Here is a 19767-nt window from a genome sequence, read left to right as displayed (position 1 = left end):
TACTACTTCAACCGGAGGATTTCTCCGGCGATCGGGGGTATTGTATCAATTTGTTGCGGGCATGACTCTTGCTTCATGCGATTTCCTGTAATTACCTTCTTGTCGCAAAAATTAGCACTTCGTGACATTGGTGACCATGGTGACCGGTTAAAATCCAGGCCTGACGTGGCTTTGGCGTTGCCATCTGCGATATGTCATGCGCCGAGCGCCCTGACCGGGCGTGCCGCACATTTCTAGAGGAAGTCTCATGATCCTGGTGACGGGCGGAGCGGGTTTTATCGGTGCCAACTTCGTTCTCGACTGGCTACACCGCAACGACGAACCCGTGCTCAATGTCGACAAGCTGACCTATGCGGGCAATCTACGCACGCTGCGGTCGCTGATTGATAATCCGAAGCACGTGTTTGCGCGTGTCGATATTTGCGATCGCGCTGCGCTCGACGCACTGTTTGCCGAACACAAGCCGCGTGCCGTCGTGCACTTCGCCGCCGAAAGCCACGTTGATCGTTCGATCCATGGTCCCGCCGATTTCGTGCAGACCAATGTCGTCGGCACGTTTACGCTGCTCGACGCGGCACGCGCTCACTGGAGCGGGCTGAGTGATGCCGACAAGGGCGGATTTCGCTTCCTGCACGTGTCGACCGACGAGGTGTTCGGCTCGCTATCGCCGACCGATCCGCAATTTTCTGAAACGACGCCATACGCGCCGAACAGCCCGTACTCGGCGACAAAGGCCGGCTCCGATCACCTTGTGCGTGCCTATTACCACACGTACGGCCTCCCGACGCTGACGACGAACTGCTCGAACAACTATGGCCCATATCAGTTTCCCGAGAAGCTGATTCCGCTGATGATTGCGAACGCGCTTGCGGGCAAGCCGCTGCCGATCTACGGTGACGGCCAGAACGTGCGCGACTGGCTGTACGTCGGCGATCATTGCAGCGCTATCCGCGAGATACTTGCGCGCGGCGTACCGGGCGAGACGTACAACGTCGGTGGCTGGAACGAGAAGAAGAATCTCGACGTCGTGCATACGCTGTGCGACCTGCTCGACAGCGCGTGTCCGAAGGCCACTGGCTCCTATCGTGACCAGATCACCTATGTGACGGATCGTCCGGGCCACGATCGCCGCTATGCAATCGACGCGCACAAGCTTGAACGAGAACTGGGGTGGAAGCCGGTGGAGACGTTCGAAACGGGCCTGGCGAAGACCGTCCGCTGGTATCTCGACAATCAGGCTTGGGTTGGCGACGTCGTGTCGGGCGAATATCGAAAGTGGGTCGAGACGAATTACGCGCAACGCACTTGAGGACATGGTCGATGGCACGTAAAGGCATCATTCTCGCGGGCGGTTCCGGCACGCGACTGTATCCGATCACGCATGTCGTATCGAAGCAGCTCCTGCCGGTCTACGACAAACCGATGATCTACTATCCGCTGTCCACGCTGATGGTGGCCGGGATCCGCGACGTACTCATCATTTCGACACCGCAGGACACGCCGCGCTTCGAGGCGATGCTTGGCGATGGTAGCCAGTGGGGGATGAATATCCGCTACGCGGTGCAGCCGTCACCGGACGGGCTCGCGCAGGCGTTCATCATCGGCAGGGAATTTGTCGGCAACGATCCGTCGGCGCTGATTCTCGGTGACAACATCTTCTACGGGCACGATCTGGCGAAAAAGCTGGAGCATGCGGACGCGAAGGAGTCGGGCGCGACTGTGTTCGCGTATCACGTGCAGGATCCCGAGCGCTACGGCGTCGTCGAATTCGACAAGCAATTCCACGCGCTGTCGATCGAGGAAAAGCCGGCCGTGCCGCGCTCGAATTATGCGGTGACGGGCTTGTACTTCTACGACAATCAGGTGTGCGACATCGCCGCGGATATCAGGCCATCCGCGCGTGGCGAACTCGAGATCACTGAAGTGAACTCGCGCTATCTCGCTGACGGCAAGCTCGACGTCGAGATCATGGGGCGCGGCTATGCATGGCTCGATACCGGCACGCACGATTCGTTGATCGATGCGGCGACGTTCATCGCGACGTTGCAGAAGCGTCAGGGGCTCGTTGTTGCCTGTCCTGAAGAGATCGCCTATCGCAGACAGTGGATCGACGCGGATCAGTTGCGCAAGCTTGCCGTGCCGCTGGCGAAGAACGGCTACGGGCGTTATCTCGAACACGTTCTTTTGGATCAGGTTGCATGGCAATTCAAGTAACGGCAACGGCGCTGCCGGAAATCAAGATCATCGAGCCGAGGGTGTTCGGCGATGCGCGTGGCCATTTCTATGAAAGCTTCAACGCGCGCGACTTTGCGGAGCACGTGGCGGCGGGCGTCGAATTCCTTCAGGACAATCATTCACGCTCGACAAAAGGGGTGCTGCGCGGCCTCCACTACCAGATTCGGCACGCGCAGGGAAAGCTTGTGCGCGTCGTGGAGGGTGAGGTATTCGACGTCGCGGTCGACATCCGCAAGCACTCACCGAATTTCGGCAAGTGGGTCGGCGTCGTGCTGTCGGCCGAGAATCATCGGCAGGTATGGATTCCGCCCGGTTTTGCGCACGGCTTCGTCGTGCTGTCCGACGCAGCGCAATTCCTGTACAAGACGACCGATTATTGGTACCCGGAGCACGAGCGCTGTATCGTGTGGAACGATCCGGAGATCGGGATCGAATGGCCGGTCGATGTAGAACCGTTGCTGGCGGCCAAGGATGCCGCAGGCGCGCGACTTAGCGAAGCCGAGGTCTACGTTTGAAACAGGATACGAGGCAGCAGTCGACGATTCTCGTGACCGGGGTAACCGGCCAGATCGGTTTCGAATTGTTGCGGGCGCTGCAGGGGCTCGGCCGAGTGGTGCCGTGTGACCGGTCAATGCTCGATCTTTCCGATCTCGATCGCGTGCGCGCTTTCGTAAGAGATCTGAAGCCGTCCCTGATCGTGAATCCGGCCGCTTATACGGCGGTGGACAAGGCAGAGAACGAACTCGAGCTGGCGCGACGCCTGAATGTCGACGTGCCGCGCGTATTTGCTGAGGAGGCGGCGCGTAGCGGCGGCGCACTGATTCACTACTCGACCGATTATGTGTTCGACGGTGCAAAAGCAGGAGCATATGTAGAAACCGATGCAACGAATCCGCTGAATGCATACGGAGCGACGAAGCTCGAGGGCGAACACGCGATCGCCGCGACCGGATGTGCGCATTTGATCTTGCGAACGAGTTGGGTATATGGCCGGCGCGGCAGCAACTTCCTGCTGACGATGCTGCGGCTGGGTGCCGAGCGCTCCGAGTTGCGGGTCGTCGCGGATCAGATCGGCGCGCCGACCTGGGCCAGGACTATCGCCGCCGCGACATCGCACATCGTCGCCCAGGGCGCTGCATCGGTTGACGCCGACTGGTGGGCGCGCCGGTCCGGCATCTATCACTTTACGTCTGCCGGGGCGACCTCCTGGTGCGGCTTTGCCGAAGCGATATTGGGTATCGCGATGGCTTCGCGTGCGCCGAGCGTGGTGCCGATTTCCTCGGACGACTATCCGACGGCTGCAAGGCGGCCGGCCAACTCGCGAATGGCACTGGGGAAGCTGACGGCAGCATTCGGCTTGCAGATGCCGGATTGGCGCGATGCATTGCAACTGTGCTTGAGCGAATGACGGGTCGCGGCGCCGTCCGCGCCGGGCGAGACGTGTTGCGGGCGCTTGCGCGAATGTCCCGGCCTTCCCCGGCGGTTGTTCCGGGCGCCTCGACCGTTTCCGGGGAAGGTGGTTCGCCGGCTATAATTCTTCTTTCGGCCCGGTCCGATGCGACCCGACCGACACCGATGCCGGTGGTGTATTGATGCAAATGGCGAAGGCCTTGACCTTGCCAACGGATACTAAATTTCTGGAGTAAATGCGATGTTAATCCCCGTCATCCTGTCCGGTGGTGCTGGCACCCGACTTTGGCCAGTTTCCCGCGAAGGGCATCCCAAGCCGTTCATGAAGCTTGCCGACGGCGAGAGCTTGCTCGTGAAAACCTACCGTCGTGCAGCAGCGGTGATTGGCGACAACGCGGAATCGCAGCGTGGAGAACTGTTGACGGTCACGAACCGCGACTACTACTTCATGAGCAAGGATGAGTTCGGTTATGCCGCGCTCGGCAATCAGCAGTCCGGTGTATTCATGCTCGAGCCGGCCGGTCGCAACACTGCGCCTGCGGTGGCGATGGCGGCACACCACGTGGCTGGCAAGTACGGGCGCGATGCGTTGATGCTGGTGCTCGCAGCCGATCACCTGGTGCAAGACCAGCAAGGTTTCTCGGCCGCCGTCGCGAGCGCCGTCGAGCTGGCGAAGCAGGACAAGCTGGTCACGTTCGGCATCGTGCCGACGAGTCCGGATACTGGCTTCGGCTACATCGAGGCCGGGGAAAGAGTCGGGGGTGGCCGCGCTGCGCTGCGCTTCGTCGAGAAGCCCGACGCGGTGAAGGCCGCCGAATATCTTGCAGCAGGCAACTATCTGTGGAATTCGGGCATGTTCTGCTTCAAGGCCGGCGTCATTCTCGACGAGATGGCGCGTCATGCCCCGGACGTCGCGACGGCCGCCGACGCATGTTGGGCCTCGCTGCAATCGGACAAGGACTCCGCGCAGATGCTCGAGATTCCTGCCGAGTCATTCCAGAAGATGCCCGACATCTCGATCGATTATGCGGTGATGGAGCGTTCGTCGAAGGTTGTGGTGGTGCCGTCCAGTTTCGGCTGGAGCGATATCGGCTCGTGGGGCGCTGTGCGCGACCTGACCGTGCCGGATCAGGACAGCAACCGGGCCGTTGGCGAAGCGATCTTCGTCGATAGCCGGAACACCTACGTGCAGAGCCAGGATCGTGTCGTGGCGGCGGTTGGTGTCGCTGATCTGATGATCATCGATACGCCGGACGCATTGCTGGTCGCGAGTCCCGATCGCGCGCAGGACGTGAAGCAGGTTGTCGCCCGCCTGAAAAAGCAGAATCACGATGCGTACAAGCTGCACCGCACCGTGAGCCGCCCGTGGGGTACCTACACGGTGCTGGAGGAGGGGCCGCGCTTCAAGATCAAACGCATCGAAGTCAAGCCGGGCGCGAGCCTCAGTCTGCAGATGCACCATCATCGCAGCGAGCACTGGATCGTCGTATGCGGGATGGCCAAGGTGGTCAACGGCGATCGGGAAATCTTCGTTCGCACCAATGAATCGACCTATATTCCTGCCGGTCACAAGCACCGCCTCGAGAACCCCGGCGTGCTGGACCTCGTGATGATCGAGGTGCAAAGCGGCGAATATCTGGGAGAAGACGACATCGTTCGCTTCGAAGATGTGTACGGGCGTGCTTAACGTCGGGCAGGCTGGCAGTCCTTCGAATCCGTCAGGGCTTTGTTGTGGGAAGCGTCAAGCCGGAATTTCGGCCCGGGCACTGGAATTCCTTGCCGGACGCGGCCTGGGCCATCTTCGCCGCACGATGATCGTCTCGGCGGGCACGGATGTCTGGCTGCCTGTTGCCGACAACGGCTTCGCGTACAGCATCCACCTGTATGCACGCATGTTGCCGTGCAACATGTTCGTGGAAATCGTCAGCCGCTCCCGGAATGCGTTCATCGATAGCGTCAACCTGGTCAAGCAGCTGAGGGTCCCCCGGCTCCGCTTGCCGGTGATGGATAGATTCGTCGGTGTGGCGTGGCTGCAGGCGACGGTGAGGAGTTTGCCGTAGTGGATAGCTTTTATCGTGCGTTCGAAGATCAGCATCGCGGCTCAAGGGAGCTGATCAAAAGTCGACTGGCGAAGTACCAGCCGTTTATTGCGCCTCTGGCGACGCTTCATCCGGGTGGGAAGACACTCGATCTGGGTTGCGGCCGCGGTGAATGGTTGGAGTTGATGGTCGAAGCAGGGTTCACCCCGGTAGGCGTGGACCTCGATGCCGATATGCTGGAAGCGTGTCGGAGGCGTGATCTGCCGGTATTTCAGGGTGATGCTATCGAGTACCTTGCCGCGCTCGATTCGGATAATCACGCCCTTATTTCGGCTTTTCACGTTGTCGAGCATGTGCCCTTTGAGCAAGTTCGAAGAATCGTGAGCGAAGCTTTGCGCGTGCTGAAGCCTGGCGGGCTGTTGATTCTCGAAACACCGAACCCGGAAAATATCGTCGTTGCAGGCTGCAACTTCTATCTGGACCCCAGCCACAAACAACCGATTCCTTCTGAACTGCTAAGTTTCGTTGGCGAGCATGCGGGATTTGCCAGAGTCAAGCGGCTTCGATTGCAAGAACCCCCTTTGTTGCAGGATCGGAGCGTGCGGGTTCGTCTTCTTGATGTGCTGGGCGGTGTAAGTCCGGATTACGCCATTGTTTCCCAGAAATCCTGCAGTGAAAAAGAGGCTCGATTGTTTGACGAAGCCTTCGATGCCGACTACGGACTGTCCTTGGCCGAGCTTGCCGCCCGTTTCGAGGAGGGAGGGGCCCGGGAGCATAAAGCCGTCGCCGAACAGACCCAACGAACGCAAGACGAAGTGGCGCGACTTCACGGCGAACTGGGCCTGGTCCATGACGAATTGACTCGCACTCGCAGCGAGCTGACGCAAGTCGTCGATGAATTGGAGCGAATTCGGGGCGATTTGGGGCGGGTCCGGGACGACCTGGATCAAGTGAGCGGCGATCTGGAGCGGGTCCATGACGAGGCGCAGCACACTGCCGGGCAATTGCAGGCAGTTTATGGCAGCACGTCATGGCGTGTTACCGCACCCATGCGAAGTGCCGTAACGTATGCCCGTAGCGCGAAAGGGGCGTGCAAATCCGGCATGAGGCGCGTGCTGTTCAGGAGCGTCGCGTACGTCAATCGCAATCCCCGTCTGCGACGATTGGCCGTGCGAGTGTTGGGCGCGATGCCCGGAGTGAAGCAGCGACTCGTTCGGATTGTCGTTGGGGCTCCTACGCAGTCGGTGCAGAGGAAACCGATCGACGATGATGGTTTGACGCCCCGCGCGCGCGAAGCGTACATGGCTTTGAAGTCAGCCCTCGCGCCCGAAACTGGGGATATTGAATAATGCGTATTGTTGTTGACATGCAAGGGGCGCAGAGCCTCAATTCGCGTAATCGCGGCGTGGGCCGTTACACGGAGTCCATCGTCAAGGCGATGATTCGGAACCGCGGTGACCATGAAATCGTACTTGCCCTGAATGGCGCGTTCGAGGAGTCCGCTCGGATTCTGCGCGAGCAGTTTGAAGCATTACTTCCGAAGCGTGACATTCACGTCTGGTATGCGGCGGCGCCCGTCGCCCATGCAGATAAAGCAAATCGTTGGCGCCGCCAGTCAAGCGAATTGACCTATGAAGCGTTTCTGACGAGCCTGCAGCCGGATCTCATTTATATCGCCAGCCACTTCGAAGGCTTCGGCGACGATTCGATTACCAGCATTCATGCGCTTCAGACCAGCGTTCCGGTCGCGGTCACGCTGTACGACCTGATTCCATACCTCTATGCCAAGCCTTATCTGGAGAATCCTCTATTCAAGGATTGGTACCTAGGGAAAATCGAACATCTTCGACGCGCAGATTTGTGGCTCGCCATATCCGAATCGTCGCGCTCGGAGGGGATCGAGCATCTCGGCCTTTCGGCCGAGTGGTCGGTCAACATGTCCGCCGACGTCGATGCGTGGTTTCGTCCGGAGCAGATTGCTGCCGAGCGTGAAGCGGCACTGCGGAGCAAGTACGGGCTGACGAAGCCGTTTGTGTTGTATACGGGCGGTATCGACCATCGCAAGAACGTCGAGGGCATGATTCGCGCATTCGCGTTGTTGCCACCCGCGTTGCGGAAGTCGCACCAGTTGGCGATCGTTTGCTCGATTCAGCCGGCCAGCCGTGACGCGCTGACGCGTCTGGCCCGGCAAGTCGGACTGGACGCGGCCGATGTCGTATGCACGGGGTTCGTGCCCGACGAGGATCTGCTGTCGCTTTACAATTTGTGCCGTTTGTTCGTCTTTCCTTCATGGCACGAGGGCTTCGGTTTGCCGGTGCTGGAGGCGATGCGCTGTGGCGCGCCCGTGATCGGCGCGAATACGTCGAGTGTTCCGGAAGTGATTGGTTGGGAGGATGCGCTGTTCGATCCCCGATCCGACGAAGCGATTGCGCAACACATGCAGCGCGGTCTGACGGACGAGGACTATCGTCAGGCCCTGATCGAACAGGGAAAGCGCCAGGCCGCGAAGTTCTCGTGGGATCGCAGCGGGCGTTGCGCGCTCGATGCAATGGAGCGGAGGCGCGAGGCGTGGCTGACCGAACCGCACGAGCCGGAGGTTCAGGCGCAACGTCCCAGGCTGGCTTACGTGTCGCCGTTGCCGCCGGCCCGCACGGGGATTGCCGACTACAGCGCGGAATTGCTGCCGGAGCTGGCTCGCTTTTACGATATCGATGTCATCGTCGACACGGATAAAGCGGGAGAAATTCCGTCCGGCCAGTTTGCGCACATTTCGGTGAAAACACCAGCGTGGCTGCGCAAGCATGCGGATTCCTACGATCGTGTTCTCTATCATTTCGGAAACTCGTCGTTCCACGAGTACATGTTCCCGCTGCTGGAAACCGTACCGGGTGTGGTCGTGCTGCACGATTTCTTTCTGTCGGGCATTCTCGCGCACATGGCCATTCACGGAAATCGTTCCGACTGCTGGTCCAAGGCGCTGTATGACGCACACGGGTATGTGGGTCTGAGGGCGCGGCATCTGAAAGCGGACATCGCGGAGGCCGTCTGGGAGTATCCGTGCAGCCTGGGCGTGATTCAGAAGGGCTTGGGCCTGATTGTTCACTCCCCCAATTCGCTGCGATTGGCGCGCCACTGGTACGGCGGGGACGTGACCGACTGGACCGTGATTCCGCATATGCGCGATGCGACTACCGTATCGGGCAGCGACGATGCGCGCGATGCGCTGGGAATCGGCAGGAACGACTTCCTGGTGTGCGCGTTCGGCGGGCTGGGGCCGTCCAAGCTGAATCATCGGTTGCTTCGCGCATGGAGTCGATCGTCCCTCGCGCGGGATCCGGCTTGTCATCTGGTCTTTGTCGGGGAGAATCAGCCGACCGAATATGGCGAGGAACTCGCGCGCAGCATCCGGCAAACAGGCCAGAAGGGCAGAATCCGGATTACCGGATGGGCCGATGCGCAGATGTTCCGGCAGTATCTGGCGGCGGTCGATGTTGGCGTCCAGTTGCGGACGCTGTCGCGTGGCGAGACGTCGGGAACCGTGCTGGACTGCATGAATTACGGCAAGGCAACGATCGTCAATGCAAACGGAAGCATGGCGGACCTGGATCCCGAGGCCGTGTGGATGTTGCCGGACGAGTTCTCCGACGAGCAACTGATCGACGCACTGGAGACGTTGCGTTCGGATCCGGCGCGCCGACAACGAATGGGCGCGCGCGCACGGGACATCATCGTGAGCGCTCATGCACCCGACGTCTGTGCCGAGCAGTATCGCGATGCCATCGAGCGATTCTATCTCCGGGCCGACGCGAATCCGATCGTATTGTCTCGCGCAATCGCGCGTCGAGCGGGCCGCGCAAGCGACGACGAGTTGCGCACATGGGCGCTGAGCGTGGCGAAGAGTTTCGTTCCGCGCAACAACAAGCGGCAATTGCTGGTAGATATCTCCGAGCTCGTGCAGGTGGATGCCAGGAGCGGGATCCAGCGTGTGGTGCGCAATCTGCTGAAGGAATGGCTGGAGTCCCCGCCCGACGGCTTTCGGGTGGAACCGGTATATGCCACGACCAAGGATTCCTATCGCTATGCGCGTGATTTCACGATGAGGTTGATGGGGTTCGACGATGGCTGGCTGCAGGACGAGCCGATCGACTATGCGGCAGGAGACGTGTTTGTCGGTCTGGATCTGCAACCCCGGGTCGTCCCTGCGCAGCGGGCGTTTTATCGAAATTTGCGATTGCAGGGAGTGCAGGTCAAGTTTGTCGTCTACGATTTGTTGTGCGTGCTGCTCCCTCAGTACTTTGTTCCTGGCGCCGCCGAGGGTTTTACGGGCTGGCTGGACGTCGTGGCGGAGAATGACGGAGCATTGTGCATTTCGCAGGCGGTGGCCAAGGATCTGTCGTCATGGATCGCGACGCACGCTCCCGAGCGGGCACGCTCGTTCGAGATCGACTGGTTCCATTTGGGTGCGGATATCGAAAGTTCCGCGACGACTTCGGAAATCCCCCGCGACGGAGGCAAGGTACTTCAACAACTGCGTAATTGCCCGACGTTTCTGATGGTCGGGACCCTGGAACCTCGCAAGGGACATGCTCAGGTCCTGGAGGCGTTCGACCGGCTGTGGCGCGAGAATCAGCATGTCAACCTGGTTATCGTGGGGCGGCAGGGGTGGATGGTCGAGGATCTGGTCGGGCGGTTGCGAGCGCATACGGAACAGGGACGCCATTTGTTCTGGCTGGAAAACGCCTCTGACGATTATCTGGAGAAAATCTACGGGGCGAGTTCGTGTCTGATCGCGGCGTCTTATGGTGAAGGCTTTGGTTTGCCGCTGATTGAAGCCGCGCAGCACGGACTGGCGATCATTGCGCGCGATCTGTCGGTGTTTCGTGAAGTGGCGGGCAAGCATGCATTTTATTTTTCCGCACAAGACGGGCATGATCTGGCGACCGAGATCAAGGCATGGCTCGAGCTTCGAGCGAAGCAGCAAGAGCCTTCGTCTCGCGACATGCCGTTCTTGACTTGGGCGCAGAGTGCTCGCCATTTGGCAAAAATTCTCACGCGCACTGAAGCGTATTCTTAAAGTAGGACGATTATGTCTAACAAAATTTCCATCATCACCGGCATCACCGGACAAGACGGCGCTTATCTGGCCCAGTTGCTGCTCGACAAGGGCTACACGGTTTATGGTACCTATCGTCGCACCAGCTCGGTGAATTTCTGGCGCATCGAAGAACTGGGCATTGGCAAACACCCGAACCTGCATCTGGTCGAATACGATCTGACCGATTTGTCGGCGAGCATCCGCCTGCTGCAGACGACCGGCGCGACGGAGGTTTACAACCTGGCGGCGCAGAGCTTCGTCGGCGTGTCCTTCGACCAGCCGGTCACAACTGCCGAGATCACCGGCATCGGCCCGCTGAACCTGCTCGAGGCGATCCGCATCGTCAATCCGAAGATCCGCTTCTATCAGGCAAGTACGTCGGAAATGTTCGGCAAGGTGCAGGCGATCCCGCAGATCGAATCGACACCGTTCTATCCGCGCAGCCCGTATGGCGTGGCCAAGCTGTATGCGCACTGGATCACGGTGAACTATCGCGAGAGCTATGACATCTTCGGTTGCAGCGGGATCCTGTTCAACCACGAATCGCCGTTGCGCGGCCGCGAATTCGTTACGCGCAAGATTACGGACTCCGTCGCCAAGATCAAGCTCGGCCAGCTCGACGTACTCGAACTGGGCAACATGGATGCGAAGCGTGACTGGGGTTTCGCGAAGGAGTATGTCGAAGGTATGTGGCGCATGCTGCAGGCCGACGAGCCGGATACGTACGTGTTGGCCACGAACCGTACCGAGACCGTGCGTGATTTCGTGAGCATGGCGTTCAAGGCGGCCGGCATCGATCTCGAGTTCAAGGGCAGCGACGAGCAGGAAATCGCGGTCGATGTCGCTACCGGCAAGACGGTGGTCCGCGTCAATCCGAAGTTCCATCGACCGGCCGAAGTCGATCTGCTGATCGGCAATCCGGAGAAGGCCAAGCAGAAGCTCGGCTGGGAACCGGAGACGACGCTCGAGCAGCTGTGCGCGATGATGGTAGAAGCGGATCTGCGCCGAAATGAACGCGGCTTCTCGTTCTGATGCCCCGCGTGCCCTGGTGACAGGGCTCGGCGGCTTTACCGGCGACTATCTCGCGAAGTCGCTGCAGGCCGCCGGCTATCGCGTGTTCGGCACGACACACGGTTCCGAGGCGACCGGAGCCGGCATGTATCGGGTCGATCTGTGCGACCGGGCGGCGCTGGCAAAGGTCGTCGCGGACGTGCAGCCGGACGTGGTCGCGCATCTCGCCGCGGTCTCGTTCGTCGCGCACGGTGATGCGGACGCAATCTATCGCACCAATGTGGTCGGCTCGCGGAACCTGCTGGAAGCGCTCGCGAATCTGGCGAATCGTCCGCGAGCAATTTTGCTGGCGAGCAGCGCCAATATCTATGGCAATGCGGCGGTCGAGATCATCGACGAATCGGTCGAGCCGAATCCCGCGAACGATTACGCGGTTAGCAAACTGGCGATGGAGTACTTGGCGCGCCTGTGGCGAGACAAACTGCCGATCGTCGTTGCGCGTCCGTTCAACTACACGGGTGTCGGGCAGTCGCCGCAGTTTCTGCTGCCGAAGATAGTCGGCCATTTCCAGCGCGGCGAGCGTGTGATCGAACTCGGCAATATCGATGTCGAGCGAGATTTTTCCGACGTGAGGCGCGTGGTGGAAGCCTATCGGCGCCTTCTGGAACAGGCACCGGCTGGTGGCGTGTTCAACGTTTGTTCGGGCCGCGCGGTGTCGCTGAAGGCGGTGATCGCGATGATGGAGCAGATCGCCGGTTATACGATCGACGTCCAGGTCAATCCCGCATTCGTACGGGCGAACGAGGTGCGCCGACTGCAGGGAGATGGTGCGCGATTGCAGGCCGCCATCGGGCCCCTCGGCGACATTCCGCTGGAGAGTACGTTGCGCTGGATGTTCGAAGCGGAGCGTGGGTGAGAGTTGGTTTCGGTATGGTCGCGTCGGTCTCGCGTGGTTCCTACGTCGTCTTGCCGGGCGCGTGTCGGCGGTTTGTTCAACGTGTACGGTACGACGAGGTATCGGCGTCGTTCGGCCGGCTTGTGCGATTCTCTGCGTTCGGTGGCCGCGTTCGCGCCGCTTATGAGTCGGCTCGGATGAGGAGCAGCACGTGAAGTTAGGGGTGGATATCACCTGGATGGTGGGCAATTACCGCGGCATGGGGCGATTCGCCCGACAACTGGTGGAACCGGTCAGCGCGTCGGTGCTGGGTCTGGCCCCGAGTGGCGTGAGTGCCGAGGAATGGCCGTTTGTCAGTGACGGACACGGTTTCTTCCCGTGGTGGGAACAGGTCGAGTTGCCGCGCTTGTGCCGCGAGCAAAAGCTCGACTATCTGCTATGCCCGTATAACACGGGGCCGCTGCGGTCCACCGGCAACACGCGGGTGATCGCGGTTGTCCATGACCTGATCTACATGAAGCCGTGGCATGTGCTGCCGCCGGCGCGATCGCTGTATCAGACTGTTGGGCGAGTCTACCGTCGTCAAGTGGTGCCGCGGCTCGTCCGCCGGGCCGACGCCGTGCTCACCATCTCACGCTTCACGCAGCGAGAGTTGATGGAGCGGTTCGGGTTGCGCGAGGCGGACGTTCCTGTCATTCCGTGCACGATTTCGGACGACTGGTTCGCGCCGCCGGTCAGTCGGTCTGCCCGCCAACCGTATCTGTTCACGGTGGCGGGGGAAGTGCCCAGCAAGAACGTTGACCGTTTGCTGCAGGCTTTCGCGATGGCGAGGCCCGCGCTGGGCGATGACGCACGGCTCAGGATCGCGGGAATCAAATCCGACCATCACGCGCACTTTCTCGGGCGAGCGAATGCGCTCGGCCTGGAGGGTGTCGTCGAACTGCTGGGCTATGTGTCACGAGAGGATCTGCGGCAACAGTATCGCCACGCCCGCGCATTCATCTTTGCGTCGTTGTTCGAAGGGTTCGGGATTCCATTGCTGGAGGCGATGGCGTCCGGTACGCCCGTCGCATGCAGCAACACGACGTCGATGCCCGAGATCGTCGGCGAGTGCGGCCTGCAGTTCGATCCTTATTCGGTCGAGAACATGGCCGAACAGATCCGCAACGTATGGAGCGATAGCACGCGATTCGACGTGGCAGTCGGTGCCGGCATGGACCGAGCGCGCACCTTTTCGGTGTCTGCCGTTCGTCCATCGATTCAGGATTTCTGGGCCCGTCTGTCATGAGCCAGAACAAGAAGAAACTGCTGGTGCTGACGCCGCGGTTTCCGTATCCGGTGATCGGCGGCGACAAGCTGCGGATCTACCATCTTTGTCGCGTGCTGTCCCGCCATTACTCACTGACGCTGCTGAGCATGTGCGAGACCGACGAAGAAATGCATGCCGCGTTGCCGGACGACGGCGTGTTCGACAGCGTCGAACGGGTCTTTCTTTCGCGCCGGCGGTCGTACGTCAATACGCTGCTCGCGTTACCGACTCGCACGCCGTTGCAGGTCGCGTACTACCGGAGCCACGCGTTTGCGGCGGCGGTGGCGAGATTGCTGCCGTCGCATGATGGCGTATTCGTGCATCTCGTGCGCTGTGCCGAATATGTCCGCAAGTCGGACAAGCCGCGCATCCTCGAAATGACCGACGCGATCTCGCTCAACTACAGTCGCGTGAAGCAGTTGAAGAATGCGCGCGGGCTGAAGTCGCGCGTGTTCGGTATCGAGGCAAAGCGCTTGCTCGAATACGAGCGCGCGATCGTCGACGATTTCGATCTGTCGGTGCTGGTTTCCAGGACCGATCGCGACTACCTGTTTCCCGGCGCGTCGCGCAAGAACGTGATGGTGTGCTCGAACGGCGTAGATCTGTCGGGCCTGCCGTACACGACGCGCAGCATGGCGAGCCGGATCGTGATTTTCATCGGAGACATGCGCACGGTCCAGAACCAGGATATGTGTCACTTTTTCGCCGGGGCCGTGTTGCCGTTGCTGCGCAAGCGTGCCGACTACCGTTTCCGGATCGTCGGGTCGATCGTACCAGCACTCGCCGAACGATTTCGTGCATACGAAGGCGTCGAAGTAACCGGTCGGGTCGAGTCGGTTGCGCAAGCTGCGTCCGACGGCGCAATCGGCGTATGTCCCATGCGCATCGGCGCCGGGGTGCAGAACAAGATTCTCGAGTACATGGCGCTCGGGCTACCCGTCGTCACCACGTCGCTGGGTCATGAGGGCTTGGGCGCGGAAGGAGGTCGGGAACTGTTGATTGCCGACACTCCGGAGGAATTTGTCGATTGCATCGAACAGCTCGTTGCCGACGAGGCCGCGTCGGTAGAGATGACGGCGCGAGCGCGAACCTTCGTCGAACGTGAGCATGGGTGGGAGCGAATGATTGCGCCGCTCGTCGAAAAGGTGAACGCGTTGCTGGCTTGATCGCTGTCGTGCCCGCGATTGTTGCGGCCCATACGCGCACGGCTCGCTTGCAAGTGGCGGTTCGAGCGCCGTCGGCCTCGGCTATTCGAGGCGCCCCGGCTTGGAGGCCGCGAGCCGGGACGGTTACAATTTGGCACGCGTCCGATTGAACCCCGATGCCGGCGGCGGCCGTCTTCTTTGATGATGCTGTGTCCGGGAAGGGGCGATCCCGGTCACATACGCAATGCAGCCTTTATGCCCGATTCAGAGACCGCGCATCGATTCGTATCGGCCCTGCCACGGCCGCCTGCGCGGTGGTGCGAATCGATGTCGGTGTCCACGATCGATATCTTCCTCGTTTTCGAGAGCCATCCGTGTTCTTCTTTGGCCCCCTTCCCGTATGCCCCTGCCCGCTGGGCACAGGCGGTCCCGCGTGCCATGCAGCGCGTGGCGTCGTAGAGCGGGAGTCTGTCGCCCCGATTTCGTGCGCGGTCATCGGCACTGGCATCACGCGGTTATATAGCAATGTCAGTCGGCTGAGTCGGAGGCGACCATGACGCATCTCGTTGTCACCGGCGCGAACGGTTTCGTCGGCCGCGCGGTTTGCCGTCGCGCACTAGACGCCGGGCACGCTGTCACCGCACTGGTGCGGCGGCCGGGCGGATGCGTCGACGGCGTACGCGAATGGGTGCATGGCGGCGCCGATTTCGATGGCCTCAACGAAGGTTGGCCCGCCGACCTGACCGCCGATTGCGTGATCCATCTCGCCGCACGCGTGCACGTTATGCGCGACGAGTCGCCCGATCCCGACGCCGCATTCGACGCGACCAACGTCGCGGGCACGCTGAGTCTCGCCGAAGCCGCGCGCAAGCATGGCGTGCGTCGGATCGTGTACGCAAGCAGCATCAAGGCGGTGGGCGAAAGCGACGGCGGCGCGCCGTTGTCCGAAAGCATTCACCCCGACCCACAGGACGCATACGGCCGCTCGAAACTGCGTGCGGAGCAGCAACTCGTGCGGTTCGGTGCATCGACCGGGCTCGATGTCGTCGTCGTGCGGCCGCCGCTCGTCTACGGCCCGTCCGTCCGTGCCAATTTTCTGCGAATGATGGACGCGGTGGCGCGCGGGATTCCGCTGCCGCTCGGTTCTGTCTCCGCGCGCCGCAGTATCGTCTACGTGGACAATCTCGCCGATGCGATGCTGCAATGCGCGACGGACCCGCGCGCGGCCGGCGAATGCTTCCACGTCGCCGACGACGACGCACCGTCCGTCACGGGCCTGTTGCGTCTGGTCGGCGACGCTCTTGGCAAGCCGGCGCGGCTTTTGCCGGTTCCGGCTGCGTTGCTACGTGCGCTCGGCAAGCTGACCGGCCGCAGCGCGGCGATCGACCGCCTGACCGGCAGCCTGCAGCTCGACACGGGCCGAATCAAGCGCGTGCTTGGCTGGCAACCGCCCTATACGACTCGCCAGGGCCTCGAAGCGACCGCTGCATGGTATCGTTCGCGCGATACACAACAATAGCCGACATGCATTTCCCGATATTCACGTGGCCCTTGGCGGTTACGGTGGCGTTGGCCGCCGCCATCGCATCGACGGCCATCCTGCGCGTGCTGCTCGCGACCGGCCTCGCTTGGCGCCTCGCCACCGACATCCCGAACGATCGTTCGCTCCATACGCTCCCGACGCCGCGCGTCGGCGGCTGGGGCATCGTGCCGGTTTGCATCGTCGCGCTGCTGGTGCTGGCGCCGCACCTGTGGCTGATCGCAGTATCCGCCGCTGCGCTTGCCGCGATGTCGCAGATCGACGATCGACGCGGGCTACCGGCCCGCGTGCGGTTCTCGGTGCACCTGGCGGCCGTCGTCGCGCTGATCGCGGTCTATCCGGCCGATGCGCCGTGGTGGCTGCTCGTCGGCGTCGGCTTCGTGATGGTCTGGCTCACGAACCTGTACAACTTCATGGACGGAGCCGACGGCCTCGCGGGGGGCATGGCGCTGTTCGGCTTTGGTGCGTACGCGATCGCGGCAGCGAGCGGCGCGCATCCGTCCCCCGATCTCGCCTTGACCGCCGCGGCGGTGGCGGGCGCGGCGTTCGGCTTCCTGCTACTCAACTTCCATCCGGCGAGGCTGTTTCTCGGCGATGCCGGCTCAATCCCGCTCGGTTTCCTGGCCGGCGCGCTCGGCTATTGGGGCTGGCGTACGAGCGTGTGGCCGATCTGGTTTCCAGTGTTAGTGTTCGCGCCCTTTATTGCTGACGCATCTGTAACACTTCTGAGACGTCTGTTACGCGGCGAAAAGTTCTGGCAAGCGCACCGGGAGCACTATTATCAAAGGATGGTCCGATCGGGCGTAGGTCACGGTCGGACCGCTCTTTATTGGTACCTCATCATGCTCGCAGGCATAATCGTCGCCGTGTGGGCAAAGGGCCGCCCGGAATGGCAGCAATGGCTGTCGTTCTTCGCGTGGTACGCCGTGCTGGCATGCATAGGATCGTCGATCGACATGCGCTGGCGGCGATTTCAGGCGGTCGCCGAAAACAATTCGTGAGGTTTCCCGCCGATGTTGCGATCCAAAGCATCGTGGCTGTCACTGAGTGCTTTCCTGTTTGACCTGACGGCGGTCACCGCCGCGTGGTTGTTCGCCTATCTCGTCCGATTCAACGGCAGCGTTCCGTCCGATTTCATGGGCGGCGCGCTGACGGCGCTCGTCTGGGTGTTGCCGGTCTACGCGCTGATGTTCCTCGTGTTTGGGCTGTACCGCGGGCTGTGGGTGTTTGCGAGCCTTCCCGATCTGATGCGGATCTCAAAGGCAGTCATCGGCGGCGGCGTGATCGTGATGATCGGCGCCGTGATGTTCCAGCCGCAACCGATCATTCCACGTTCGGTGCTGCTCGTGTCACCGCTGATGCTGTTCCTTGTAATGGGCGGTGCCCGGGCGCTGTACCGCGCGACGAAGGAGTACTACCTGTACGGCGGGCTCGTCGGCAAGGGTAAGCCGGTGCTGGTGCTTGGCGCCGGCACGGCCGGCGCGAGCCTGGCGCGCGAGCTGTCGCGTTCCGGCGAATGGCGCCTGGTGGGCCTGCTCGACGACGACGTCACGAAGCAGGGCCGCGAAATCTACGGCTACAAGGTGCTGGGCTCGTTCAACGATCTCAAGCACTGGACCGATACGATGAAGGTCGAATACGCGATCATCGCGATTCCGTCGGCGTCGGTCGAGACCCAGCGTCGCGTCGCGACGCTGTGTGTGCGGGCGGGTGTCAAGGCGATGGTGCTGCCGTCGCTGACTGCGTTGATGCCGGGGCAGGGCTTCCTGTCGCAGGTACGGAACATCGATCTCGAGGATCTGCTCGGCCGCGACGCGGTGACGATCGACACGCCGCACGTCGAGGCGCTGCTGCGCGGCCGCGTCGTGATGGTGACGGGCGCGGGCGGTTCGATCGGCTCCGAACTGTGCCGGCAGATCCTGCGCTTCGCGCCGGCGCAGCTCGTCGCGTTCGACTTGTCCGAATACGCGATGTACCGGCTAACCGAGGAACTGCGCGAGCGTTTTCCCGATCTGCCCGTCCTGCCTATCATCGGCGATGCGAAGGATTCGCTGCTGCTCGACCAGGTGATGTCGCGCCACGCACCGCACATCGTGTTCCACGCGGCCGCGTACAAGCACGTGCCGTTGATGGAAGAGCACAACGCGTGGCAGGCGCTGCGTAACAACGTGCTCGGCACCTATCGCGTGGCCCGCGCGGCGATTCGCCACGACGTGCGTCACTTCGTGCTGATCTCGACCGACAAGGCCGTCAATCCGACCAATGTGATGGGCGCGAGCAAGCGCCTCGCCGAGATGGCGTGCCAGGCGTTGCAGCAGACGAGCGACGGCACACAGTTCGAGACGGTGCGCTTCGGCAATGTGCTCGGCAGTGCCGGCAGCGTGATTCCGAAGTTCCAGCAGCAGATCGCGAAGGGCGGGCCGGTGACGGTCACGCATCCCGAGATCACGCGCTTTTTCATGACGATTCCGGAAGCGTCGCAACTCGTGCTGCAGGCGTCGAGCATGGGGCGCGGCGGAGAGATCTTCATCCTCGACATGGGGGAGCCGGTCAAGATCGTCGATCTCGCGCGTGACCTGATTCGTCTGTACGGTTTGTCTGAAGGGCAGATCCGGATCGAATTCACGGGGCTGCGGCCTGGCGAGAAGCTCTACGAGGAATTGCTCGCGGACGATGAGACGACCACACGCACGCCGCATCCGAAGCTGCGAATCGCGCGGGCGCGGGAAGTGCCGGACCATCTGCTTGATGAGCTATTGCCTTGGCTGATGCAGCACCGCGTGCTCAGCGACGACGAAGTGCGGCGCGATCTGCGGCGCTGGGTGCCGGAATACCAGACGACGGTGACTCCGGTGCTTCAGAGCGTGTCGAGACGGGCGATTGCCAGCGAGTGATCGCGCCGTAATCGATCGCGGAGAAATAACTGCGATCGCGGAATCCATGCCGTTCAGTCGCCAACTGAACGGCATTTTTATTGGTGGGTTCGCCGCAAGCACAGCCGGATTGGCGCGGGCCGCGTTGCGGAGGCGATGCTTGCGGTCGTGCAACATCCGAGGCTCGTGCGACGTCTATTGGGGCGTGACCGCAG

The 19767-nt window shown here is 61.6% G+C and carries 15 protein-coding genes; all 15 read left to right on the top strand.

Going from position 1 to position 19767, the window contains the following annotated elements; all coding sequences use genetic code 11:
- Positions 1–247 precede the first annotated feature (247 nt).
- The 15 genes from rfbB to HWX55_RS25700 all read left to right on the top strand — a co-directional run bounded on the left by rfbB (position 248) and on the right by HWX55_RS25700 (position 19573).
- Complete coding sequence (rfbB, locus tag HWX55_RS25770) at positions 248–1309, top strand: dTDP-glucose 4,6-dehydratase (RefSeq protein ID WP_175977763.1); 1062 nt, start codon at positions 248–250, stop codon at positions 1307–1309.
- Between the two features lie 11 nt (positions 1310–1320).
- Complete coding sequence (gene rfbA / locus HWX55_RS25765) at positions 1321–2214, top strand: glucose-1-phosphate thymidylyltransferase RfbA (RefSeq protein ID WP_175977762.1); 894 nt, start codon at positions 1321–1323, stop codon at positions 2212–2214.
- Entirely contained in the window at positions 2199–2750 is a 552-nt protein-coding gene (gene rfbC / locus HWX55_RS25760) for a dTDP-4-dehydrorhamnose 3,5-epimerase (RefSeq protein ID WP_175977761.1), read from the top strand. Before rfbA ends, rfbC begins: the two co-directional genes overlap by 16 nt.
- Positions 2747–3643, top strand: coding sequence for a dTDP-4-dehydrorhamnose reductase (gene rfbD, locus HWX55_RS25755; protein WP_175977760.1), 897 nt, complete (start codon positions 2747–2749; stop codon positions 3641–3643). The genes rfbC and rfbD overlap by 4 nt, the downstream gene beginning before the upstream one ends.
- 243 nt (positions 3644–3886) lie before the next feature.
- The gene (locus tag HWX55_RS25750; RefSeq protein WP_175977759.1) at positions 3887–5332 is read left to right on the top strand and encodes a mannose-1-phosphate guanylyltransferase/mannose-6-phosphate isomerase; all 1446 of its coding nucleotides are present in this window, start codon (positions 3887–3889) and stop codon (positions 5330–5332) included.
- Complete coding sequence (locus HWX55_RS25745) at positions 5313–5705, top strand: hypothetical protein (protein WP_175977758.1); 393 nt, start codon at positions 5313–5315, stop codon at positions 5703–5705. The genes HWX55_RS25750 and HWX55_RS25745 overlap by 20 nt, the downstream gene beginning before the upstream one ends.
- Complete coding sequence (locus tag HWX55_RS25740) at positions 5705–7033, top strand: class I SAM-dependent methyltransferase (protein WP_175977757.1); 1329 nt, start codon at positions 5705–5707, stop codon at positions 7031–7033. The genes HWX55_RS25745 and HWX55_RS25740 overlap by 1 nt, the downstream gene beginning before the upstream one ends.
- Entirely contained in the window at positions 7033–10758 is a 3726-nt protein-coding gene (locus tag HWX55_RS25735; protein WP_175977756.1) for a glycosyltransferase, read from the top strand. Before HWX55_RS25740 ends, HWX55_RS25735 begins: the two co-directional genes overlap by 1 nt.
- A 12-nt stretch (positions 10759–10770) precedes the next feature.
- Positions 10771–11811 (top strand): GDP-mannose 4,6-dehydratase, encoded by a 1041-nt coding sequence (gene gmd / locus HWX55_RS25730; protein WP_089466816.1) that lies wholly within the window; start codon positions 10771–10773, stop codon positions 11809–11811.
- Positions 11789–12706, top strand: a complete 918-nt coding sequence (locus tag HWX55_RS25725; RefSeq protein ID WP_175977755.1) for an NAD-dependent epimerase/dehydratase family protein — start codon at positions 11789–11791, stop codon at positions 12704–12706. Before gmd ends, HWX55_RS25725 begins: the two co-directional genes overlap by 23 nt.
- Positions 12707–12908: 202 nt before the next feature.
- Positions 12909–13973: a glycosyltransferase family 1 protein gene (locus HWX55_RS25720; protein ID WP_244140641.1), complete on the top strand. Its 1065-nt coding sequence runs from the start codon at positions 12909–12911 to the stop codon at positions 13971–13973.
- Between the two features lie 50 nt (positions 13974–14023).
- Positions 14024–15160 carry a glycosyltransferase family 4 protein gene (locus HWX55_RS25715; protein ID WP_244140640.1) on the top strand — a complete coding sequence of 379 codons (1137 nt, stop codon included), beginning with the start codon at positions 14024–14026 and terminating at the stop codon, positions 15158–15160.
- Between the two features lie 532 nt (positions 15161–15692).
- The gene (locus HWX55_RS25710; protein ID WP_175977752.1) at positions 15693–16658 is read left to right on the top strand and encodes an SDR family oxidoreductase; all 966 of its coding nucleotides are present in this window, start codon (positions 15693–15695) and stop codon (positions 16656–16658) included.
- A gap of 5 nt (positions 16659–16663) precedes the next feature.
- A complete protein-coding gene (locus HWX55_RS25705; protein WP_175977751.1) occupies positions 16664–17680 on the top strand; it encodes a glycosyltransferase family 4 protein in 1017 nt (338 codons plus the stop codon).
- Positions 17681–17692: 12 nt separating this feature from the next.
- Entirely contained in the window at positions 17693–19573 is a 1881-nt protein-coding gene (locus HWX55_RS25700; RefSeq protein WP_175977750.1) for a nucleoside-diphosphate sugar epimerase/dehydratase, read from the top strand.
- Positions 19574–19767 lie beyond the last annotated feature (194 nt).

Source organism: Burkholderia sp. BCC1047, from assembly GCF_902833155.1.
GTDB classification, from domain to species: domain Bacteria; phylum Pseudomonadota; class Gammaproteobacteria; order Burkholderiales; family Burkholderiaceae; genus Burkholderia; species Burkholderia sola.
The sequence above is the reverse complement of the archived record's forward strand: the minus strand, read 5'-3'. Positions and strand labels throughout refer to the sequence as shown.